This window comes from Spiroplasma ixodetis (assembly GCF_059729505.1).
In genome coordinates this window covers 1096797-1119881 of record NZ_AP038353.1, presented here as the reverse complement: position 1 = coordinate 1119881, position 23085 = coordinate 1096797, and the positions used below count along the sequence as shown (strand labels likewise).

Below are 23085 nucleotides of genomic sequence, written 5' to 3'. Positions count from 1 at the left end.
TATAGATGTTTTAAACTCAAGAGGTGATACATATAATGAAAAGTAATAAAAATACTGATGTTACAGAAAAAAAGTTAGTAGAAGAAAATAGTGACATTACATTGGTTAAACCAAAAGTAAAAAGAGTTACAAAGAAAAAAACCGAAAAAGTGTACTCAGAAGAAGATTTAAATGTTGCATTATACTATGAAATATCAAGTACTATATATAACAGTTTAAATAATTTAATTGTTAGAAAATATATTTTTGCTAATGAAGAACTTTTAAAAATTTTAGAATTACAAATTTCTAATTTATTTTTTCTTGAAAAAGAACTAAAAGAATTAAAAGATAAAAAGTATGCAATAGAATTTTTGCAGTTAATTTCTAATTTAGTAAATCGTATTTTGAGCATTACTAAAAGTTCTCCTAAAAATCGTATTGAAATTCTTGAAGAGCGTAACTTATTAATAGTTACAATTACTAATATTTGTAAGACTGTGGAAAAAGAAAGTCTTGAACGAATAAGACAGTTTGATAATAATACTTTTAATGAATTAAATGATCAAATTACTGCATTAAATAATTTTAGTGATGATTCTACTGAGGTTAAACCAAGTGTTATTCCAAATAATCAGAATGTTGATAAAAATCCTAATATTGGTGGCATTGGAAATTTAGGTAATAATTTAAATATTAATAATCTTGATAATAATAGTTTAGCAAATTTAGCGAAGTTAGGTGTATTACCGCAACATCCTGCTACAAATCCTAAATTTTACCCTTATATGAATAAACCAAAATATATTCCACTTTTAAAGAAAATATTATCTTCTTTTTTCTTATTAACAACAGTGCTAGCAATAGCTACTTATATACTAACTTATTTTATAGCAGGTACTTTTCAAATTAAAGATAATAGTACATCACCCGTTTATTATAATTTTGCACAACAATCAAAAACTATAGTTTTCACTATTTTTACAACAATAGTTTTAAATGGAGGCTTTTTATATTCAATTTTAAAACCACCAAAATTAGGTCGTGATTTATATTCAACATCATATTTTTTAATAGTTATTTTAATTTTTTGAATAATTTATACAATTTCAAATTTAATTTATATGACAACAGATGATTCATTATTAAGAACATTTACTTCTTTTTTAGATAAAGGTGACAAAATTAATCCTAATGCTTTACCCTGATTAAAAGGATTAGCAACTTTTGAAGTTTTTCAAATATTAACATATATTACAGTAGCATCAGCAATTTTACCAATTGCTATTATACTAGTTATTGCTATTCTTAATCCAAAAATTGATCGTAATAAAATTATGAGAGCCAATTCGGAATATCAAAATGCTATTAATAATGCTTTAAGTGGTAAACCCTATGAAATCGATCCATCACTTTTTGATGATAGTTTAGATAATGACAATAAAAAAGATACAAAAGATCATAAATTTTGACGTAATAGTGATTTATTTAAATAATAAAATTAAAAAGGACTTTTAGTCTTTTTTAATTTTATTATTTTTAATTATTATTTTTATTATGCTTGTCTACGTAATTTTGAACTTGCAACTATTGTGTAAATACCAATTAATCCAAGTGCAACTCCTAGATATATTCCATAAGTTTTTGTAAAAGTAAAACTTGTTCTACTTCAAGCTTGAATAAATGGATCCATAGCGTATTTGAATGGATTAAAGTAAGTTGCGTATTTTAAAACAGGACTACTATTAATTAACTCAGCCGGGGAAAATACCCAACTTAAAAGTGCAACTGGAAAATAAATTACATATGATGCTGCAACTAAAGCAGTTACTGATTTGAAAATTGAGGCTAATAACATTCCTAAACCCATTGATGAAAAGAAAATTAAGATAATAAATGGGATAGATTCTCCAATAAAATTTGCTGTTACTATATTACTTCACCCATAAGTACCACCAAACATAATTCCAACTCATAATAAAGATCATAAGAATGTTGCTATCATAAAGAAAAATACAATTATTATAACTGAAAGAACAAAGAAAATTGGTTTAATAATTGTTGCTCCAATTCGCTTCATTAAAACACTATTTTTAAAGGAAATTATTCCCACATGTACTAGTGTGGAGGAAAAAATGAATTGAAATGAATTCAATAGCATATTTCAAAATGAAAACGATTGTTTGAAATATATAGCAAATTTGAAAGAAAACAAATGTATTAGGTGTTTTATTTTTAATTTGAATACTTCTGATTTAAAAAGAATAAGATGTTTGAAATGTCATCAAACATTTAGTATTCTTCATGACACCATTTTTCACAAGTCACAAACACCTTTGACATCTTGGTTTTATCTCATCTTTAGATGAATAAACACAAATCATGGTATACTATCAACAGATGATGCAAGGGAATTGGGTGTGACATATAAAACAACTTGAAGAATGGGTCATGAAATCAGAACTAGAATTTGGAATCAAGATGCAGGGTTCATTGATGATGGCACAGCACAGATGGATGAAATGTATCTTTCACATGTAGGTTTTAAAAAACAAGGAAGATCCTTGCTGAATAAAACCTTGATTGTTGGAGTTTATGAGAAAACCAGCAACAAACTAATTGTGAAAGTATTGAAAAAAGCAGATGAGAAAAACCTTTTATGATTTGCATTGAAACACATTTCTACTGGGTGTTGTCTGTTTACGGATTCTTGGAAGGGATATGGAAGTTTCAAAAACTTCTATCACAAACATGAAATCGTAAATCATGAAGTTGGGTATGTGTCATCAACAGGTTTAAACACAAACCAGATTGAATCTGCATGAAAACACATCCGACGAACTTTCCGAACACACATAAAAGCTTCAAAACACAATATTCATTTATATTCAAATGAAGCTGCATATAAATTCAATAAGATACCTAGTTTTGAAACTATAATTTTGTGTTTGATTTAGATACATGCGGGGATAATTTCCTAGATAGGCTTTTATCTACATTTATGTGATAAAATTTAAAAATAGTACATAAAGGGATAAAAGCCTTTTTAAATTCAACAATTGTTTGTGGAATAATGAAAATTCCTACTGCCATTGGTTGTAACATTGAAATTTAACCAACTAAAGTATGTAAACTTTTTACATTATCACCTTCCATTTGTTTAAAAGCAAAACCTTCTAAGAACAACATTAGAATTGGAAATAAAACTAGAAAGAAGGGTACAAAAAATCCTCGATAATAATATTTAAACATTAAGTTTATTAATGGTCGACTTTTTTCGGGCATTTTGGCTTTATGAATTCATTTATTTTTTTTCTTATTTTTTTTGATTTCAGCATTTTTTTTATTTCTTCATATTGTTTTTTTAAATCAGCTTTTTTATTTTTATCAAACATTTTTCATGTAAAGTTATGAACTGAGCCATATTTTTTACCAATATCTTTAACATTTCCTGCTTCTTTTATAACTCCATTATGAATGTAAATATAATTTTCACAAAATTCTTCAACTTCGCTCATATTGTGAGTAACTAAGATCATTGTCTTATTTTTGTCAATAATATTTTTCTAAAGAATTCAAAAATTTCTGAACGAACTTCAATATCTAACCCCGTAGAAAATTCATCTAAAATAACTAGATCAGGATCATGAATAACAGCTAGTAAAATATTTAAACGTTGTTGTTGTCCACCTGAAAGTGTTTGAATAAACTTATTTTCAATTCCAAGTAATTGATATGTCTTCAGTAACTCTAATAGTTCATCTTCTTTCATTGAAATATTAAAAGTATGTAAATAATATTTAATCATATCCATAACAGATATTCCGGCCGGATATCTAGATTCTTGAAATTGTAAACCATTTACCAGATGTTCTTGACGAATTATTTCACCAGATGTTGGTTTACGAATACCACCAATAATTTCACTTAAAGTTGATTTACCACTACCATTTGCACCAATGATTCCAATTCGATCGCCAGGATTAATAGTTAAATTAACTTTATTTAATGCTACTTTATTTTTATATTTCTTTGTTAGATTTAAAATTTCTACTAGTGGCCGAGACTTATCTATTTTTTCCATATTTTGTTCATTATTTTCCATATATAATACCTCCTGCATTAGATTGTACTATAATTAAGTGTTAAAAAGCAATTATTGAAATTTGTAACAATAAAATAAACATTATTAATTCTAAATATTTTTCCAAAATATTTTTTAATTTTTGTTTTTCATGTATATATAATATAGATTTGAAAATAGTGATTATCTAGTATAGTAATTTAACACTTGCTTTAAATCAACATTTATGAATTCAAATCCCATTTAATTATAAAATCATATACTATTAATGATTACTTTTGTTGTTTTATAAATAAAAGTTATTATATTGTATAATTAATTATATTTGAGAAATTAGATAGAAACTCAGGAATAACCATTGTGGAAAATTTAGTAAGTGAAGAAATAATTGAAGAAACGTATTCAAAAATTAAAGATAAAATTAGTAAGACAAGTTTGATAAAAGCAGATAAACTTTCTTCATTTTCTGGTAATAATATATTTTTAAATTTAGAAAATTTACAAAAAACAGGTAGTTTTAAAATTAGAGGCGCTTTAAATAAAATTCTTAATTTATCAAAGGAACACCAAGCAAAGAGTTTAATTGCTGCTAGTTCTGGTAATCATGCACAAGGAGTCGTTTTAGCAGCTTCAAGTTTAAATTTAGTATCAAAGATATTTATGCCTGTAACAGCACCACTAGCCAAAATTGCTACTACTAAAGAATTTGGTGGTGCTAAATGTACTGTTAAACTTTGTGTTAATATGTTTGATGATGCAATGTCTGAAGCATTAAGACTTGAAAGAGAAGAAGGGTTAACGTTAGTTCATCCATATGATGATAATTTTGTTATTGCTGGTCAAGGTACAATTGGTTTGGAAATATATGAACAAATGAATGCAATGGGTAAAGAAATTGATTATTGTTTAGTTCCAATTGGTGGAGGAGGACTTTTAAGTGGTATTTCAATTTATTTAAAAAGTAAAAATCCAAATATTAAATTTATTGGTATTGAAGCACAAAATGTTGATTCTTATAATCAAGCTTTAAAACAAGGAAAACCATTTAAAATTCAAGGTAAAAGTTCAATTGCTGATGGAATTGCTGTTAAACAAACAGGGGAATTAACATTTAATATTTTAAAGAAAAATGTTAATAAAGTTATTACTGTTAGCGAAGAAGAAATTGCACAAGCAATGTTATTTTTATTAGAAAAATGTAAAATTGTAACTGAAGGTAGTGCTGCTGTTAGTGCTGCTGCTATTCTTTCTGGTAAATTAGATAAAATCATTGGTAAAGATAAAAATGTTGTTTGTGTAATTAGTGGTGGCAATGTTGATATTACTACATTAGGAACAATTATTAATAGTGCCTTAATTAGTTCACATCGACGAGTTCCTTTTTCAGTTAACGGTAAAATTAATAATAGTACTATTAGCGAAATTATTAATATTATTAATAAAAATGGTGCTTCTATTTATAAAATTCACAGTACATTTGATCGTAATAAATTAGATATTAGTAATTTTAGTATTTTTATAGTTATGGATACATGAGATGAATTTCAAAAAAATAAAATTTTTGCTGAGATTAGAGCATCGAGTTCTAACTTTACATTATTAGCTAAATAATTTTTGAATTTGGTATTTTATTAAAACAAAAATTTAGTTTAAAAATATCAATTATATTTTAAAAAGAGACACTATTAATAGTGTCTCTTTTTAAAATAAATTATAGTTATTTTGCTTTTGCTAATTTAGTCATAATTTTAGATTTTTGACGAGCAGCTTTATTAATGTGATAAATGCCTTTAACAACAGCTTTATCAATTAAACTACATACTTCATTAACAAGTACTGTAGCATTTTCTGCTTTGTTTTTTATTGATATTTCAGCTTTTTTTAAAGCAGTTTTAACTTTAGATTTATAACTTTTATTAATTTCATTTCTTTTTTGGTTTGTTTTAATTCTTTTAATTTGTGATGCAATGTTAGCCATTTTTTCTCCTTTTTTTTTGAAAATGTTTTATAGATTAATTACAACAAAAATAATTATAACAAAAATCATAAATGTTGTATAATATTTTTTATTTTTTCAGTATAATTAATGTGTTAGCTTTTTGTTAATAGTATATTTTAATTTTTTTACACTTTTAATGTAAATTATTTGTTTAAAAACTTTAATGATAAATGTAGGTGTGGTAAATAAATGAGTTACTATTTTCGTAACCCTTATCAATTTTCTTACCATAGTATTGGTAGGATTAGAACAAGATTAAAATTGCAGGACTTAAATGATATCCAATTACGTGAATATTGTTTAAAATTGATTAATGAGTCTTATGATATTGAAGAGACAAAAAGTTTTAAATATATTAGAGTAAATAAAACACATCTTTATTTTGTAGTTAAAAAAGATGTTAATTTAATTTTAACAATTTCACCGATGAGTCCAACTAAACTATTAGCAGTAATCGAGGAAAATTTATAAATCAAAAAAGAGGAATAAAAAATGGGAAATTTATCTAGTCAATGATGAATGTTAGCGCTTATAGGGGTAGTTTTAATAATTTTTATTTTTACAACTATTTCAGCAAAAAAAAAGAAAAAAGAAGAGAAAAAACAACGTCAAAAAGAAGTAAAAAATATTATTAAATCCTTTATGCGTGATGAATTAAAATTGCAACATAAAACAGTAGAATTTGAACAAGTAGTTTCACGTAGTAGTAAAGAATATCGCTATCGTGATGTTTTTGATGTAATTGTAAAATTATATGATTCTAAGAAAAATGATTTATTTGCAACTAAAGCATTTGAGGTAGAAGGATTTACTAAGCAATTATCAAAGAAAGAATTTGAAACAATTTGAAAAGTAAATTGTGAATTGGATTTAGAAGAAACACTTAAGAAAATTGAAATGTCAAAAAAACGTAGTGGTAAAATAAAAAAAAAGACAGCAGAAGAAAAAGCAGCAATTAAAAAAGAAAATGAAGCCGTTAAACTTGCAATTGAAGAAGAACGTTTACAAAATAAAGAAAATAAAAAACGTGCTAAAAATTTAGAAAAACCTAAAATTGCAATTCATGATAAATTTTCTGGATGAAAAGATAAATAAATCTTTATTTTTAAGTAGGCAATTGGGTGATATGTAATGAAAATTTATAAAGATGATTATAAGCATTTCCGTATTTGTTGAAAACTTTCATGATTTTTAAATGCAAAAAATTATGCTTTAGCTAAGCATTTAATTGAAGAGAAAAAGATAATAAATTTTGTTGAACTAACGCATACTAAAACAAGTAGTAAATTTAAATCTAATTTAATTACTATTTCTGATTTAGATGATGATACATTTGAAAATAATTATAATGAAGAAGATGATTCTGAATTTTATCTTGGTGAAACAATTGCAGATGGTATTGAAACTGGGCACTATGCTCAAGAATATTTTAAAGTAAAATATTCTTATTTTAATTTTGAGTCTGAACCGGGTAATAATGTCATAGAAATTATTAATAATAAAGAGTATGATGTTTTATTTGAACCAAGATTTGAATATCAGGGCTGTGTTACTAAGTGTGATATTTTAAAACGAAATAATGATGGTTGGGATTTAATTGAAGTAAAAGCAGTAACTTGAGTTAAAGAAGAACATATGTGAGATTTACTTTATCAGTATGATATTTTAACCAAATGTGGAATTAAAGTAGTTAATACTTATATTATGTATTTAAATAATAATTATGTTAAGAAAGAAAAAATAGATTTAAATGAATTATTTATTGTTAATGGATCAACTTGGCAAAAAAGTCCTAATACTAAAAAAAGTTTTAGTCTTTTTGAATCAATTCAAGATGAAATTTTAAATAATAATTTGAAATTACAATATGAAAATATTAAGAATATTATTAAAATTAGTGATATTGATGAAATAGTTAAATTATTAACTTTACCTTATTGTCATAAAAATAGTAATCAATTTTGTCCTCATATTTTTAAATATTTTTCTATTCATAATACTATTTTTGAATTATATCGTTTAAGAAAAACTAAGAAAGCATTGTGATATTATGAAGAAGATTTGTTAGAAATTAATGATGAAAGATTATTACCATTTTTAACAAAGTCTAATTTACATTTAAGACAATATGATGTAATTAAAAATGGTGAAAAATTAATTGATGGCAATAAATTTGTTGATTTAAAAATTCAATACAAAAAGTACCAATATCCAATTTATATGTATGATTTTGAGACTATGAAATCTGCAATACCTAAGTTTAAAAATAGTAAACCATATCAACAAATTCCTTTTCAATACTCTGTCCATGTATTATTAGCACCAGATTTTGATTTTAAAACTTATAAATCAATTAAACATTATGAATTTTTACCAGATGGCAATGATGATCCAAGAGAAATGTTAACAAAAAAAATATGTCATGATTTAATTAATATTCATGGTAAGGGTACGTATGTTGCTTATAATCAATCATTTGAGAAATCTATTCTTAAAAAATTAGCTTATTATTATCCTCAATATAAAAATAAATTATCATTAATCCATGATGGTACTATTGATTTACAAGATTTTTTTAAAGAATTTAAAATTTATAAAGAACAGTTTTATGGTTCTCTTTCAATTAAAAAAACTTTACCAGCATTTGAACCTTCCTTTTCTTATGAAGGATTAGTTATTAAAAAAGGAGATATGGCATCAGAAGTTTTTCGTAGAAGAGTTGAAAATAACATTAGTTTAACTAATTGAATTCATAATTTTCGTGAAAATATGTTAAAATATTGTGCTCAAGATACTTTAGGTATGGTAGTATTATTCTGACATGTAAAAAATATTATTGAAATGTACAAAGCAAAAATTGAGGGCAAAAATTATGAAAAAATTTAAAATTTTATTTATGGGTTCTTCTTTTTTTTCTGAAAATATTTTAAAAACATTGTTAATAACAATGAAAAATGAAGTTGAAATAGTTGGTGTTGTTTGTCAGCCAGATCGTAAAATTGGTCGTAAACAAGAAGTTGTTCCTTTAGTAATTAAACAATTGGCAGAAGAATATCAAATACCTGTTTTCCAACCCGAAAATATTATTGAAAGTTTAAAAGGTTTACAATTATTAAATATTGATGTTATTCTTACTTGTGCTTATGGTCAATTTTTACCAAAAACAATTTTAAATTTACCAAAATATAAATGTTTAAATATTCATGCTTCACTATTACCATCATTGCGTGGTGGTGCTCCTATTCAATGAGCAATTATTAATGGATTACAAACTACTGGTATTACATTAATGAAAATGGTAAGTAAAATGGATGCAGGAGCAATTTATGTTCAACAACAAGTTTCAATTGGTATTGAGGATACATATACTTCTTTAGTTAATAAGTTGATAACTTTAGCACAAAATATGTTAATAAAATATTTATTAAAAATCATTAATAATGAAATACAAGAGCAAGAACAAGATGAAAATAAAGTAACTTTTGGTTTAAATATTAAAAGAAGTGATGAAAAAATTAATTGAAATCTTTCAGCACAATTAATTTCATGTCATGTTCGTGGATTGTATAATACACCAATCGCTTATACTACGTTGAATGATAATATATACAAAATTCATCAAGTAGCAGTAACTAATGAATTATCAAATGCTCTGCCAGGAACAATTGTTGCAATAAATAAATTAGGTATTATTGTTGCCACTAAAATTAATAACATAGTAATTAAGGTTATTCAACCAGCAGGTAAAAAAGAAATTATAGCAGCTTGTTACTATGGTTCTAAAATTAATCCAATTGCAATTGGTTTTATCTTTAAATAGTAAAAAATAACTAATATTTTTTGGTAATCTAGGAGGAAAAGATGTATCTTTTTCGCTCAATTAAATATTTAGCAATGAATGGTATTATTACTGTTTTATTAGTAACAATTGGTTATTGTTCAACTTTTCTTTTTGGTTGAGCAATTACTAGTTTATTTGGTGGAAATTCTACTTTGCAATTATTTGATGCTGTTTTTATTCCGTTTTGTGCATATTTTTGAAGGGCCAATGCTGTTATTTGCAGGACCAATTGCGGGTGGTATTTTTGATTTAATTAGTGGTGTTAAAATTGTGGTTATTCCTATTACAATTTTTATTATAATTTTAATGTTTTTTGTTATTAAGTTATTAATTAATAAATCTTGATGAAGTACTATTTATAATTTCTTTTTTGCTGCTATTTTATTACTTATTTACCCATTGTCTTATTTAGTAATTTATCAAGATTATGCTATTACAGTTAATGAATTAATTACTGATAGTATTCAAGCTATCTTTGCTTATTTTGTTGCTGTTCCACTTTATTATACTCTTAGTAAAAATAAAATTAGATCAAATTATAGTTTTTGAAATGATCAAGAATATGATTTATTAAAAAAACTAAAAAAATAACTGTTTTAGAATAGTTTACTTATTATTAATTATTGATATCTAATATAGACAATATCGTATAATTTTATAAACTTAATATAAGTTTATACCCATTTACTTAAGTTTTAAGGTAAAGGGTTTTAATTAAAATAAGGAGAAAAAGGTTTTATGAATAAAAAAATTAAAAAAAGTTTTAAAAAAATATCTAAGTTAAAAAAAGTAATTAAAAATCATATAATCGATCCAACACCATCTGAAACAGTTATTGCAACTACTGTTCTTTCTGTTGCTGCTATTAGTCGTATTATAATTGGTGCTGGTGGGGTGGTGCACCCGTTATTGCTCCTGCGCTTGCTGGTGTTATTATTGCGGTGGGAACGGTTTCTGCTATGACATATATAGTAGAAAAAATAAATGAATCAGAAAATAATAGTGTTATTGAAGGTAGTAAATCTCAAACAAAGAGATTAACATCATTAATATAGATAAATTAATATAATGAAATGTTACTTTTAATATTTTTTTATTTTAAATAATAGTTAGCGTATATTCGTTATTAAATTGAATTTCACCAATTGAAAATTTTACTTTAATAACATCACCTTTTGAAAAATAAGTTCCATCATTTACGGACTTACTTACTTTAACTTTAAAGTGGTCACCTTGTTTCATAAGATCAGCAATTCTTTCTCCTAAAGAATAAATTGGACTTTTTAGATAGTTTGTTAAATCTGTATCAACTAATAATTTTGATTTAGGTTGTCCAATTTTAAATTCTGGAATATCATTAAAGTTATTTAATGATATGTTAGATGTGGTTGGTAATTTAGGTAATACAAGACCATCATTTGGTTTGGATAAAATATTTAATAAATAATTATCAGATAATTGTTTATTATTTTTTTCAAAAAATATAGTTACTGTACCACCTGTAATTACATAATCTGTATGATCTATTTTTTTATTAATTATTGGTAAGTAAGATTTAACTTTCATGTTAATGGATTGTATATCACTATGTTTAAAAAGTCTATATTTTCCTTGACCACTAACTGCTTTTAATTTTAAAATATCAACTAAAAAGTTAGCACCATCAGCAGATTTAGCTTTAGCAGTTTCGCTATCATTCTCTAATAAATTGCTGGCAGTAATATTGTTTAGTTGAATAGAGTTTCATTTTGTTAATTTAGTTATATTATTTTGATAGATATTTAATTTGATTGTTGAATTATTATTTGAATCTAAAAAATTAAAATCTTTTTGTACTTGTATATTCATTTTTAAATTATCATCTGATTGACATGCAATAAGTGAACTTGTACTAACTGTTGTTAAAATAACTGCTGTGATTAATTTAAATAAAGTTTTCATATTTTTCATATTTTTTCTTTCTCCTTTTAAATCTAGAAAAATTTTAGTTATTTTTAATAATTTAGAATTAATTAAAAATAATTTTCTGATATAAATTATATATGGCTTTTATCCCTTTATGTACTATTTTTAAATTTTATAACATAAATGGAGATAAAATTTAAAAATAGTACATAAAGGGATAATTTCCTTAATTAATTAATTTTCTTCAATAGAACGGTTATCTTTGGTTTTAAAACTGCCTGAATTAGTAAATTGCTTAATTCAATTATAAGTAGCTGCTCTTGTAACATTGTACTCTTTAGCAAGACAAGACACTGACTTACCGCTTTGATATAAAGCTACTATTTGTTTTTTAAATTCATCTGAATATGAGTTAATATTGGCCATAATTATAATTACTTTCTTTTAACTAATTTGTTCACTTGTCTACGTAATTAGTGTCCAATAAAGTGTAACCCATCCAATCTTTTCATATATTGTTAAGTGATAGTTTAATTATATTTATAAGATTATCTGCAACTTTCGATTTAATTTTATTTAAACTTTGATATACTAAAACATAGTAAATAGTTTATAAGCAAAAGATAGGTGAATAAATAATATTATGAGTATCGATAAAAAATACATTAGAAATTTTTCAATTATTGCCCATATTGATCATGGTAAATCAACTTTGGCTGATCGTATTTTAGAATTAACTAATGCTGTTTCAAAAAGGGAAATGAAAAATCAATTGTTAGATTCACTGGATTTAGAACGTGAACGTGGCATTACAATTAAACTAAATAGTGTACAACTTAAATATCAATCATTAGATGGTCATACTTATTTGCTTCACTTAATTGATACTCCAGGTCATGTTGACTTTACTTATGAAGTATCGCGTAGTTTAGCAGCATGTGAGGGTGCCATTTTAGTAGTTGATGCTGCTCAGGGTATTGAAGCACAAACTTTAGCAAATGTATATTTAGCATTAGATAATGACTTAGAAATTATTCCTGTTATTAATAAAATAGATTTACCAAGTGCTGAACCAGAAAAAGTTAAAGAAGAAATTGAAAAAGTATTGGGTTTACCTGCTGATTATGCGCCTTTAATTTCTGCAAAGACAGGTATTAATATTCGCGATGTTTTAGAAGCAGTTATTAAATATATTCCTTATCCAATTGATGCTGACGATAATGAACCATTACGTGCTTTAATTTTTGATTCATTATATGATAAATATCGTGGAGTGATGGCATTTATTAGAATCAAAACTGGTGTAATTAAAGTTGGTGATAAAGTAAGAATGATGTCAACTGGTGCTGAATATGAAATTACTGAATTAGGAGTACGCACACCAAAAGAAGAAAAGAGAGAAATGTTAACAGCTGGTGAAGTTGGTTGAATTAGTGGTGCAATTAAAATAATTAGTGATATTCATGTTGGTGATACGATTACTAGTGTTATTAATCCTGCTGATGCACCATTACCAGGTTATAAAACTTTAAAACCAATGGTTTATTGTGGTTTATATCCAATTGATACTAATAAATATCAAGAATTAAAGGATGCATTATATAAAATTCAATTATCGGATGCCTCATTAATTTTTACTGCTGAAACATCACAAGCTTTAACTTTTGGTTTTCGTTGTGGTTTTTTAGGGTTATTACATATGGATGTTATTCAAGAGCGTTTAGAGCGTGAATATAATTTAGTTTTAATTTCAACAGCTCCTTCTGTAATTTATGAAGTAAATTTAACTAATGGTGAAAAGTTAATAATTGATAATCCAGCAAAATGACCAACTGTGCAAACAATTAAAAGTGTAGAAGAACCATTTGTACAAGTAACAATAATGACACCAGAACAATATGTTGGTGCATTGATGCAATTATGTCAGGATAAACGCGGAACTTATTTAGATCTAAAATATGCTGATAATTTACGAAGAACTCTTATTTATAATATGCCACTGAATGAAATTGTCATTGATTTTTTTGATAAATTAAAATCAATATCAAAAGGTTATGCTTCATTAGATTATGAGTTAATTGGTTATCAGGAGAGTAAATTAGTGAAAATGGATATTTTATTAGCAGGTAATATTGTTGATACATTATCTGTTATTGTTTATAAGGATTTTGCTTATGATCGTGGGCGTGTTTTATGTGAAAAATTAAAAAAATTAATTCCGAAACAAAATTTTGAAGTTGCTATTCAGGCTGCTATTAATAATAAAATTATTACTCGTCAAACTGTGCAAGCAGTTAGAAAAGATGTTATTGCTAAATGTTATGGTGGTGATATTACAAGAAAAAGAAAACTTTTAGAAAAACAAAAAGAAGGAAAGAAAAAAATGAAATCGATTGGTAATGTTGAATTACCACCAGAAGCATTTCGTGCTGTTTTAAAAATAGATGAAGAAAATTAAAAAAATGTATAAATATTTGATTTGTATTTTTATAAATCATATTTTTAGATTAAAATCAGATTTCTCACAATTTTATGTTAAATATATAGTATTTTTTTTAATTCTGCAATTATTTCCGTTTTAATTTTGATGTAATTTTTTTGCATTTCAATATTAATTAAATTTTCTTGAGTTTTTGACTGATTATTTTTAATTATTGCGTGACACTCAATTTCTCTAGAGTAATTTTTAATCATATTTTTTATGTTATTAATCATTTTATATTCCCCATTTCAAAGTTTCATAAATAATTTATTTATATTTGGAAATTATCCCCACATGTACTAGTGTGGAGGAAAAAATGAATTGAAATGAATTCAATAGCATATTTCAAAATGAAAACGATTGTTTGAAATATATAGCGAAGTTGAAAGTAATGAAATGTACCAGGTGTGCTTCTTCTAGTTTGAATGTTTCTGATTTGAGAAGAATAAGATGTTTGAAATGTCATCAAACATTTAGTATTCTTCATGACACCATTTTTCACAAGTCACAAACACCTTTGACATCTTGGTTTTATCTCATCTTTAGATGAATAAACACCAAACATGGAATTCCATCAACAGATGTTGCAAGGGAATTGGGTGTGACATATAAAACAGTTTGAAGAATGGGTCATGAAATCAGAACTAGAATTTGGAATCAAGATGCAGGGTTCATTGATGATGGCACAGCACAGATAGATGAAATGTATCTTTCACATGTAGGTTTTAAAAAACAAGGATCTTCCTTGTTGAATAAAACCTTGATTGTTGGAGTTTATGAGAAAACCAGCAACAAACTAATTGTAAAAGTATTGAAAAAAGCAGATGAGAAAAACCTTTTATGATTTGCATTGAAACACATTTCTACTGGGTGTTGTCTGTTTACGGATTCGTGGAAGGGATATGGAAGTTTCAAAAACTTCTATCACAAACATGAAATCGTAAATCATAAAGTTGGGTATGTGTCATCAACAGGTGTAAACACAAACCAGATTGAATCTGCATGAAAACACATCCGACGAACTTTCCGAACACTGGAATGGCAACCTTTTTTAGGACTGTTTTTTGGTAGACATTTGTGCTTGGTGTTTTATGGGGGTTAAGTAGTTTAGAGTGCTGTGGATTATTATGTTATTGTATCAATCGATATAAGCAAATAATTCTAATTTTAATTGGATTAATGATGTAAAATTTTTATCATTAATAAATTCTGTTTTGAAAGTTTTGAAAGTTGCTTCAGCAACAGCGTTATCATAAGGACAACCTTTTTTGCTTAAAGAGTGGGTAATATTGAAGGCTAATAAAAGTTTATCAATAGTTTTATTATTAAATTCATTACCGCGATCGCTATGAAATATTTGAATATTTTTTAAACAACGATTTGAGCACATAAATGCTTGATATAATAATGATGCATCTTTTTTAGTACCTACACTATGTTCAATAATTTCGCTATTGTGCAGGTCGATTAATAAGCAAATATAGTTTCATTTACCATTAACTTGAACATAAGTTAAATCACTAACAATAACTTCATTTTTAAGCCTATTATTAAAGTCTCTATTAACAAGATTAGTAATTTGACTATCATTGACTTTATTATGATAATTTAGTGTATTTTGATATTAAATTATGTTTATTCATAATTTTTTTAATTTTTCGTCTTGATAAATTAATTTTCTTTTCTTTTAGAACAACTTTTAATCTTCTTGTTCCATAAGCTTCTTTATTTTCTTTAAAAGCACTAATAACAGCTTCATCATACATATTATTTTGAATTTTATCTTCTTTTTTCTTGAAATTAAAATAATATGTTGATTTATAGATTTTTAAAAAACGAGACATTGTGCTAATTTTATATTTAACTTTATTTTTAGTAACAATTTCTATTTTCTGCCTATTATTAGTGCTGCTTGCTTTAAAATATCATTTTCCATTCTTAATTGTTTTAATTCTTTTCTTAATTTAATTAATTCATTTTCTTCAAAAGAACGGTTATCTTTGGTTTTAAAACTGCCTGAATTAGTAAATTGCTTAATTCAATTATAAGTAGCTGCTCTTGTAACATTGTACTCTTTAGCAAGACAAGACACTTACTTACCACTTTGATATAAAGTTACTATTTGTTTTTTTAATTCATTTGAATATGAATTAATATTGGCCATAATTATAATTCCTTTCTTTTAACTAATTTGTTCACTTGTTTACGTAATTAGTGTCCAATAAAGTGTAACCCATCCACACACATAAAAGTTTCAAAACATAATATTCATTTATATGCAAAAGAAGCTGCATATAAATTCAATAAGATAACTAGTTTTGAAACTATAATTTTGTGTTTGATTTAGATACATGTGGAGATAATTTTTTATAATAAATCTAGTATTCATAGAAAAATAAATTAAAAGCAAGTTTAAATAAAATGATATAATAAAAAAGCAATTCCCTAAGAAATTGATAAAATTTTAATTTATTAATAAGTATATTAATAATAATTACTTAAATGGGGAGTAGGGGGTTATGTGAAATTTCTATTAAAAATAATTGATTGTTTGAACCCAATTTCTATTTTTAAAAGTATTAAAAAGTATATAGAAAATAGAGATAAGATTGAAGCAAAATTAATTGATAAAGAAAAGCAAAGACAACATGAAAAAAATTTACAAGATTCTAGATTTAAGCATGAATCACTTGAAAATGAAAAAGACAGAAAATTACAAAAAGAATTAGCTGAAGAAAAAACTAAAAGATTAGGGTTAATATTAGAAAATAAATTAACTATAAGTAGACAAAATTATTATTTAAAACATGATAATAATCCTAAATTAGAATTAGAACTTAAAAGAAAACGAATTAAAGGTAAAAAAATAAAGTAATATTGTATTTACAAAAATATGAGGTTAAAATTGATATAATCACTCTATTGAAGGTGATTTTAAGGAGTTTTGATAATGGATTTAAATATCAATAAAAATTTAAAAACAAAAGTTTTAAATAATTTTTTAAATTTATTAGCAATTAATTTAGCAGATACTTATTTAGAAAACTTAAAAAAATATAAATCAAAAGATGTAGATGAATTATTATTAAATTTTTTAGATCAAGTAGTTTATTTAGTGGATGAAGAAATTGATATAACAAACGTTAAAAATAGTTCTAAAATATCCAAAATGAATACTAAACAAAAAGAAAAATTTAATAATGCTTTAAGAAAAGATAATAAATATCGAAAAATGTGTTCAGTTCTTAATTTTATATATCGAGTAATAAAAGAAGAAGAAACACAAGAGCAAGTATTCAATAATATATATCATTTTTATGAAAAATCTGATACTGAAACTTTAGAAATATTTTCTAATGATTATAAAGAAAATGAAAAATTTGATTTTTTTAAAGAAATAAAATTAAAGTTAAAAAATAGTAATAGCTTTTTATATAAATCAAATTTACAAGCAAATATATAATAAATTAAATTTATTCATAAAACATCTCTAATATTTTATTAGAGATGTTTTATGAATAAACAAAATTATAAATCATTAAAATGATTTATAATTTTACTATTAAATTTTTCAATAAGTATTACAATTTTTTTAAAAAAAGAACTAACTTAAAATTAGTTATTTTAAATTAGATTATTTATTTTTATATATTCTATCAGTAGTTGTTGCATAAATAGTAAAATTATTAGAATTATAAATCAATTCATTAATTGAATTAAGTTTATTTTCATAGAATAAAGTGAATTTTTTTTCTTGATAACTTTTTCATATATTACCATCTTTATCACCAACTAAAACCCCTGTTCCAAAAGTTATTACTGTTGTATTTATTGTTTTTAAAGTTTGCTTATATGGTAAAAATTTACGAATATTAACAGGTTTATAATAAACTTGTTTACTCTTGTTAGTAACAAAAACTGTTTCTTTATTATCAACAGCAATGCTTGTAATACAACCATCTTCTAGTTGTCCAAATAAATTAAAAGGATTACCCCCAATACTTTTAAAAATCATTCCTTCTGTATTACCAGCATAAATTAAGCCATTTTTAGTTGTTTTTAAAACTGTAATGTTACCTGTTGTCCCATCTATTTTTTCTAATTCAGTTGTTGGACTTTAATTAGTATATACCCCTTGATTTGTTCCTATATAAATATTATTTTCTTTGTCAAAAGTCATTGGTAATAATTGATGTGAACTTAAAGTATATTTTTCAGCAAGTTGCTCATTTTTAAGAATATAAACTTTTAATTCATTATTTTTTTCATTATAAGTTCCAACGTAAATTGTTCCATTAGGTGTTGTAATTAGTGATTTTATTTTATAATCATAATTAAGTAAATTTATTTCTTCAAAAGATTGACCATTGTCACTTTTATAAACAATACCTTTATTATTAACAGCATAAGTTTGCTCACCCTTAAAAGTTAAACTATTAATTTCACCAGTAGTGCCTGTCATTTTATTAAAACTAATTTTAGAAACATTGTTTTTATTTAAAAAAGTAGTATTTTGATTGCTATTAATTATTTTATTATTTGATAATATCATCCCTAAACTTGTAACACTGGTAATTAATAATAATAATTGTTTAAATTTCATTTTTATTCCCCCTTTTTTTTAAAAAAAATAAATTAAGATTTAGCAAAAATACATTATTTTTTGTATTTGTTTTTTGGTAAATCTTAATTTAAGTTTATATTTGCAAAAAATAATATACAATAAAAAATCTAAAAAAATGTCAATTACAATTACACTTTATCAAAAATATATACGTAATATGTATTGTTTGCCTTTATTTATATTGTGATTATTAGTTAGTTATGGTATTCTATTATGGTATTCTATATTAAAAGATGGTCTTGTAAGTGAGGTGTTTGTTATGTTAAATTTAGATTTTGTTGGACCTCACGGCATTACTGATACTTATGGTGGATGATTTCATGTTTATGCATTTGCTATTATGTCAGGTATTTTTGCTTCAATTATTGCTTCTTGAGTAAAATTTAAACGTTATCGTGTTCCTACTGATTCTTTAGCATGATCAATAATATTTATTATTCCTGCTTCATTATTTGGTGCTAGTTTTCTTGGCAAGGATTATCCTGATAAGTCAATTATTTTTTTTGTAAAATTTGCATTTTGAAAACCAGGAATGTCTATTCATGGTGGTGTTTTATTTGGCATTATTGCTGGTGCAATTATTTTTTATTTTGTTGGTCGTAAGTATAAAATATCATTATGAATATATGGCGATTTAATTATTCCTAATATTTTATTAGGACAGATATTAGGACGTTGAGGTAATTTCTTTAATCATGAATTACTTGGTAACGTTGTAATTTATGATTCATTATCATGATTACCTGCTTTTATTCGTGATAATTGTTTTAAATTAATTGGTGGACCAAGTGGTAATCCCGAAACGATTAATGGTGAAATTGTTTATCGTGCACCAATATTTCTTTATGAATCGATTGCTAATTTAGGTTTATGATTAGCGATTACATTTATTGTTCCAAATCTTGTTAAATGATTTGGTAAAAAGCCATGAAAAGTGGAACCAGATAAGTTTCAATTTGATTTTAAAGATAATTTTAAATACTGAGGAAAAATAACTTTTAATCCAAAATATTGAAATAAAGTAAATCGTGACCCAAAGCATTTGACTTGAACTAAAATGTGAAATGAAGTTTACTATTATAATCAATTACCAAAAAATGTAGTAAATAAAGCATTAGCAGAAGTCAAACCTTCTGGTAAGAAAATTAATGATTATATAAATAAAAGCAAAAAACTTTATGAAATAAATAATCCACATCATTATCGAATGATGCATGCAGGTGTTCAAATGGGACTTTACTTTTTTGGATGAAATTTAATTAGATTTATTTTAGAGTTACAGCGCCCACCAGAAGATTTATTTTTAATTAATTGTCCAATCCTTGATTATACAATTTTATTATTGATTACTTTCTTTGGTCTGTTTCTAGCAATATTTGCACAATTTGTTGCAGCAAAATATTTACGTAGCGAAGGATGAACATATGAAAAAGAATATTAATAATATTCTTTTTTATTATTAAAATAAATATTATAACAGAAAATAAGCTATTAAATAGATAATATTAATTAGATTTGGTTTTTTTTGTTATAATATTTATATACTAATGTATGAGGTGAAATTAGTGTTAGCAGTAGTAAGTGATGATAGTAGTACTAATACCATTAAGTTTTTAGGTTTTGAGATTCCAATTACTACTTTTTTATATTCAATGGGTGGATTAGCACTTTTGATTTTTCTGTTATTATTATCAATTTTATTAATAATGTATTTACGCAAAAGGATTTCTATTAAAGGATACTTAAGTTTAGAAGAAAAAGATTATCAATTTGAAGATAAAATTTTGGAAATTGAACATGAAATTGCTAAATTACAAAGAAAATTTTATTCAAGTAAACATATTTCTAAAAAGACAAAAAAATATTTTAACTAATTAAATGTAGGTGATGTATATGTCTAAAATAAAATTTAAATTATTTGATAAATTTTTTTCACAAAAAAATAGGTTATCAGATAAAGAAGATTATCAAAAATCAACTAATAATAACACTTATTTTAGTAATGTTGTACCACCAATTAATAAAAATAAAGAAAATATTCATAATTCTGATTTTAATGAAAACGATTATAATGAAAAAAAATATGATGGTAAAAATATACAAGTTACTAGTTCTTATATAATACCTTTACAAGAAAAAAAGACAGTGCCGATCAATGAAAACTTTACTAAAGAAAAAGATATGTATTATTATCAACCACAAACATTTAATACTATGGAAATAGTTAGTTATAAAAATAGTTTTAAAATTCCAAAACCAATTAGCATAGAAATTAAATCAGAGAAGTTAAAACAATTGATTTTATTATTTATTGGTGTTATGACATTAATTATTGCTTCAACTTTTATTGGTTTATATTTTGGTATGATTAACATAAAAATTATTCCTCATCCTGTAATTACTATTCCATTAGCGATTATTGCTCTTACTATTATTTTGATTAATATTATTGAATTTGTGACATTAAGAAGAGAAGTGGATTTATATATTGAAAGAACACTAAAAGGATCGCTATTACCTCCTAATTTTATAATTAGAAATTATCGTAAAATTCATGCTAACTTGATAATTATTAATTGAATAAGTATTAGTAGTTATATTGTTCTTGGTATTATTATTGGCATTATGTTTTTGATTAGTGGTCAGAAATTAACTTTTATTATTCAAAAATGAACAGTTAATGTTCCTGATATTATTAAAGATGCAATAACATTAACAATTATTTTAGGTGTTATTTTCTTTATTCATATGATTAATATTGTTATTTTTAAATTTCGTAAACGTAATATTATAAGTTATTATGGCTATGAAATTATTAATGCACAAGAGTTAAATCAATACAAAAAAAAGATAAATAGAATATGTATGATTATTACTATTGGTTTTACTGCTTTAATATTTTTTGCAATTGTTATTCCAATATTTGTATTAAAAAGAAGAAAAAAAAAGTAAAAAAATATTGAATATTATCTACATATAATTAGTGTGTTATTAAATAAAAACTAATTTATTTTAGTAAATATTTTTATTAAATAATTTAATTTAAAAAAGTAAGTATTTATTAACAATATTTAATTGGTTAATAACTTTTTATAAATTTAATGTATTATTAACTTGTATAAAATATTGAATCCAAAAAATGAAATAAAAAAAACAAAATGGGAAATATGAGAAATTTATAGGGATAGATTTCAAAAGAGAATTAATTTATGAAAAAAATATTAACAACACTAAGTGTTTTAACACTTGGAACAACAGCATTAGCAAATTTAAACAGTTTTTTTAAATACAAATATACATAAGAATAATTTTGAAAAAAAATGATGTTCAACAAAAAACTCAACAAGACACAATTTATATTGATCAAAACGGAAATAAACAAACAACTAATGCACATGATTTATTACTTATAAAAACTAAAGAAATTGTGCAAATTGGTTTTTATAAAAATGAAAAGGGAGAAATTCAAGTTGTTAGAATGTCAGTAACAGTTGAGAAAGTACCTAATCAATTACCATCAGAAATCACATCTTTAAAAAATATGTTTTCTAGTGCTTTTGGTTTTACTGAAAAATTTAATCAAGATATTTCGTCTTGAAATACTTCAAATGTAAGAGATATGAACAGTATGTTTTCTAGTGCTATATCTTTTAATCAAAATATTGGAAAATGAAATACTTCAAAAGTAACAAATATGTCAGCTATGTTTGAAGGTGCAAAACAATTTAATCAAAATATTGAAAAATGAGATACTTCAAATGTAAAATTTATCGGTTATATGTTTAGCAATGTTTTTGATTGATTTTCAATATTTAATCAAGATATATCAAAGTGAAACGTATCTAATGTAGAAGATATGAGTTATATGTTTTATAATGCTAAAATTTTTAATCAAGATCTTTCAAAATGAAATGTAGAAAAAGTAACAGAACATAAAAATTTTAGTGTTAATTCAGGAATTGATAATTCTAACAAATTACCAAAATTTAAAAATTAATTCATTAAAATTTGTTCTATAATTTCTTATTAGTTATAAGTAATTTTTTTTGATTAATATATTATAAAGTGTGTTATATGAAACTTTTATTTTATTTTTAATTATTTTTTAAAAAATGTTGAAAATTTAAATTATAAATTTGTATTTCTCTTTTACTTTTGGAAAATTTTACTT

Annotated in this window: 28 protein-coding genes; 16 read left to right on the top strand and 12 right to left on the bottom strand. The window is 24.1% G+C overall.

Annotated elements, in window-relative coordinates; translation table 4 throughout:
• Positions 1-35: 35 nt before the first annotated feature.
• Positions 36-1475: a hypothetical protein gene (locus AC6I4F_RS07270; RefSeq protein WP_497873387.1), complete on the top strand. Its 1440-nt coding sequence runs from the start codon at positions 36-38 to the stop codon at positions 1473-1475.
• A gap of 59 nt (positions 1476-1534) precedes the next feature.
• Here the strand turns inward: AC6I4F_RS07270 and AC6I4F_RS07265 are convergent, their stop codons facing one another.
• Positions 1535-2092 (bottom strand): hypothetical protein, encoded by a 558-nt coding sequence (locus AC6I4F_RS07265; protein ID WP_497873386.1) that lies wholly within the window; start codon positions 2090-2092, stop codon positions 1535-1537.
• A 22-nt stretch (positions 2093-2114) separates the two neighbouring features.
• Between AC6I4F_RS07265 and AC6I4F_RS07260 the strand changes: the two genes are divergently transcribed.
• The gene (locus AC6I4F_RS07260; RefSeq protein ID WP_497873385.1) at positions 2115-2936 is read left to right on the top strand and encodes an IS1595 family transposase; all 822 of its coding nucleotides are present in this window, start codon (positions 2115-2117) and stop codon (positions 2934-2936) included.
• Here the strand turns inward: AC6I4F_RS07260 and AC6I4F_RS07255 are convergent.
• From AC6I4F_RS07255 to AC6I4F_RS07245, 3 genes are all read right to left on the bottom strand, one after another.
• Positions 2914-3084 carry a hypothetical protein gene (locus AC6I4F_RS07255; RefSeq protein ID WP_497873384.1) on the bottom strand — a complete coding sequence of 57 codons (171 nt, stop codon included), beginning with the start codon at positions 3082-3084 and terminating at the stop codon, positions 2914-2916. The two genes, AC6I4F_RS07260 and AC6I4F_RS07255, sit on opposite strands and share 23 nt — an antisense overlap.
• 155 nt (positions 3085-3239) lie before the next feature.
• Complete coding sequence (locus tag AC6I4F_RS07250; RefSeq protein WP_497873383.1) at positions 3240-3497, bottom strand: hypothetical protein; 258 nt, start codon at positions 3495-3497, stop codon at positions 3240-3242.
• Positions 3498-3508: 11 nt separating this feature from the next.
• The gene (locus AC6I4F_RS07245) at positions 3509-4084 is read right to left on the bottom strand and encodes an ATP-binding cassette domain-containing protein (RefSeq protein WP_497873382.1); all 576 of its coding nucleotides are present in this window, start codon (positions 4082-4084) and stop codon (positions 3509-3511) included.
• Between the two features lie 339 nt (positions 4085-4423).
• On the opposite strand from AC6I4F_RS07245, the gene ilvA reads away from it, so the two are divergent.
• A complete protein-coding gene (ilvA, locus tag AC6I4F_RS07240) occupies positions 4424-5674 on the top strand; it encodes a threonine ammonia-lyase (RefSeq protein ID WP_497873381.1) in 1251 nt (416 codons plus the stop codon).
• A 106-nt stretch (positions 5675-5780) separates the two neighbouring features.
• Here ilvA and rpsT read toward each other — a convergent pair whose 3' ends face one another.
• Positions 5781-6041: a 30S ribosomal protein S20 gene (gene rpsT / locus AC6I4F_RS07235; RefSeq protein ID WP_338960848.1), complete on the bottom strand. Its 261-nt coding sequence runs from the start codon at positions 6039-6041 to the stop codon at positions 5781-5783.
• Between the two features lie 513 nt (positions 6042-6554).
• Here rpsT and AC6I4F_RS07230 point away from each other — a divergent pair.
• The 5 genes from AC6I4F_RS07230 (at position 6555) to AC6I4F_RS07210 (ending at position 10875) form a co-directional block, all read left to right on the top strand.
• Positions 6555-7157, top strand: a complete 603-nt coding sequence (locus tag AC6I4F_RS07230) for a hypothetical protein (RefSeq protein WP_497873380.1) — start codon at positions 6555-6557, stop codon at positions 7155-7157.
• Between the two features lie 36 nt (positions 7158-7193).
• Positions 7194-8948, top strand: coding sequence for a DUF2779 domain-containing protein (locus AC6I4F_RS07225; RefSeq protein ID WP_497873379.1), 1755 nt, complete (start codon positions 7194-7196; stop codon positions 8946-8948).
• Positions 8935-9882, top strand: a complete 948-nt coding sequence (fmt, locus tag AC6I4F_RS07220; RefSeq protein ID WP_497873378.1) for a methionyl-tRNA formyltransferase — start codon at positions 8935-8937, stop codon at positions 9880-9882. Before AC6I4F_RS07225 ends, fmt begins: the two co-directional genes overlap by 14 nt.
• 228 nt (positions 9883-10110) lie before the next feature.
• Positions 10111-10494 (top strand): ECF transporter S component family protein, encoded by a 384-nt coding sequence (locus AC6I4F_RS07215; protein ID WP_497873377.1) that lies wholly within the window; start codon positions 10111-10113, stop codon positions 10492-10494.
• Positions 10495-10641: 147 nt separating this feature from the next.
• Positions 10642-10875: a hypothetical protein gene (locus AC6I4F_RS07210; protein WP_497873376.1), complete on the top strand. Its 234-nt coding sequence runs from the start codon at positions 10642-10644 to the stop codon at positions 10873-10875.
• Positions 10876-11001: 126 nt separating this feature from the next.
• Here the strand turns inward: AC6I4F_RS07210 and AC6I4F_RS07205 are convergent, their stop codons facing one another.
• Positions 11002-11853 carry a hypothetical protein gene (locus tag AC6I4F_RS07205; protein ID WP_497873375.1) on the bottom strand — a complete coding sequence of 284 codons (852 nt, stop codon included), beginning with the start codon at positions 11851-11853 and terminating at the stop codon, positions 11002-11004.
• Between the two features lie 189 nt (positions 11854-12042).
• The gene (locus AC6I4F_RS07200; RefSeq protein WP_497873374.1) at positions 12043-12234 is read right to left on the bottom strand and encodes a transposase; all 192 of its coding nucleotides are present in this window, start codon (positions 12232-12234) and stop codon (positions 12043-12045) included.
• A 223-nt stretch (positions 12235-12457) separates the two neighbouring features.
• Here AC6I4F_RS07200 and lepA point away from each other — a divergent pair, with 223 nt between their 5' ends.
• Together lepA and AC6I4F_RS07190 are read left to right on the top strand one after the other, a co-directional pair.
• Positions 12458-14266, top strand: a complete 1809-nt coding sequence (lepA, locus tag AC6I4F_RS07195; protein WP_497874685.1) for a translation elongation factor 4 — start codon at positions 12458-12460, stop codon at positions 14264-14266.
• Between the two features lie 301 nt (positions 14267-14567).
• Complete coding sequence (locus tag AC6I4F_RS07190) at positions 14568-15392, top strand: IS1595 family transposase (protein ID WP_497873373.1); 825 nt, start codon at positions 14568-14570, stop codon at positions 15390-15392.
• On the opposite strand, the gene AC6I4F_RS07185 is transcribed toward AC6I4F_RS07190, so the two are convergent.
• The 3 genes from AC6I4F_RS07185 to AC6I4F_RS07175 all read right to left on the bottom strand — a co-directional run bounded on the left by AC6I4F_RS07185 (position 15342) and on the right by AC6I4F_RS07175 (position 16382).
• Positions 15342-15818 carry an integrase core domain-containing protein gene (locus AC6I4F_RS07185; RefSeq protein ID WP_497874684.1) on the bottom strand — a complete coding sequence of 159 codons (477 nt, stop codon included), beginning with the start codon at positions 15816-15818 and terminating at the stop codon, positions 15342-15344. The genes AC6I4F_RS07190 and AC6I4F_RS07185 overlap by 51 nt on opposite strands.
• A 70-nt stretch (positions 15819-15888) precedes the next feature.
• Complete coding sequence (locus AC6I4F_RS07180; protein WP_497873372.1) at positions 15889-16134, bottom strand: IS3 family transposase; 246 nt, start codon at positions 16132-16134, stop codon at positions 15889-15891.
• A gap of 41 nt (positions 16135-16175) precedes the next feature.
• Positions 16176-16382, bottom strand: coding sequence for a transposase (locus AC6I4F_RS07175; protein WP_497873371.1), 207 nt, complete (start codon positions 16380-16382; stop codon positions 16176-16178).
• A 429-nt stretch (positions 16383-16811) separates the two neighbouring features.
• On the opposite strand from AC6I4F_RS07175, the gene AC6I4F_RS07170 reads away from it, so the two are divergent.
• Positions 16812-17165 (top strand): hypothetical protein, encoded by a 354-nt coding sequence (locus tag AC6I4F_RS07170; protein WP_497873370.1) that lies wholly within the window; start codon positions 16812-16814, stop codon positions 17163-17165.
• Positions 17166-17240: 75 nt separating this feature from the next.
• Positions 17241-17753, top strand: coding sequence for a hypothetical protein (locus AC6I4F_RS07165; protein WP_497873369.1), 513 nt, complete (start codon positions 17241-17243; stop codon positions 17751-17753).
• Between the two features lie 171 nt (positions 17754-17924).
• Here the strand turns inward: AC6I4F_RS07165 and AC6I4F_RS07160 are convergent, their stop codons facing one another.
• Both AC6I4F_RS07160 and AC6I4F_RS07155 read right to left on the bottom strand, forming a co-directional pair.
• Positions 17925-18305: a hypothetical protein gene (locus tag AC6I4F_RS07160; protein ID WP_497873368.1), complete on the bottom strand. Its 381-nt coding sequence runs from the start codon at positions 18303-18305 to the stop codon at positions 17925-17927.
• 102 nt (positions 18306-18407) lie between these two features.
• On the bottom strand, positions 18408-18893 hold the full coding sequence (locus AC6I4F_RS07155; RefSeq protein WP_497873367.1) for a hypothetical protein: 486 nt from the start codon (positions 18891-18893) through the stop codon (positions 18408-18410).
• A 280-nt stretch (positions 18894-19173) separates the two neighbouring features.
• Here AC6I4F_RS07155 and AC6I4F_RS07150 point away from each other — a divergent pair, with 280 nt between their 5' ends.
• The 4 genes from AC6I4F_RS07150 to AC6I4F_RS07135 all read left to right on the top strand — a co-directional run bounded on the left by AC6I4F_RS07150 (position 19174) and on the right by AC6I4F_RS07135 (position 22911).
• Entirely contained in the window at positions 19174-20355 is a 1182-nt protein-coding gene (locus AC6I4F_RS07150) for a prolipoprotein diacylglyceryl transferase (RefSeq protein ID WP_497873366.1), read from the top strand.
• A 124-nt stretch (positions 20356-20479) separates the two neighbouring features.
• Entirely contained in the window at positions 20480-20788 is a 309-nt protein-coding gene (locus tag AC6I4F_RS07145) for a hypothetical protein (RefSeq protein ID WP_174480536.1), read from the top strand.
• A gap of 19 nt (positions 20789-20807) precedes the next feature.
• Positions 20808-21866, top strand: a complete 1059-nt coding sequence (locus AC6I4F_RS07140; protein WP_497873365.1) for an MSC_0882 family membrane protein — start codon at positions 20808-20810, stop codon at positions 21864-21866.
• 358 nt (positions 21867-22224) lie between these two features.
• A complete protein-coding gene (locus AC6I4F_RS07135; protein ID WP_497873364.1) occupies positions 22225-22911 on the top strand; it encodes a BspA family leucine-rich repeat surface protein in 687 nt (228 codons plus the stop codon).
• Positions 22912-23085 lie beyond the last annotated feature (174 nt).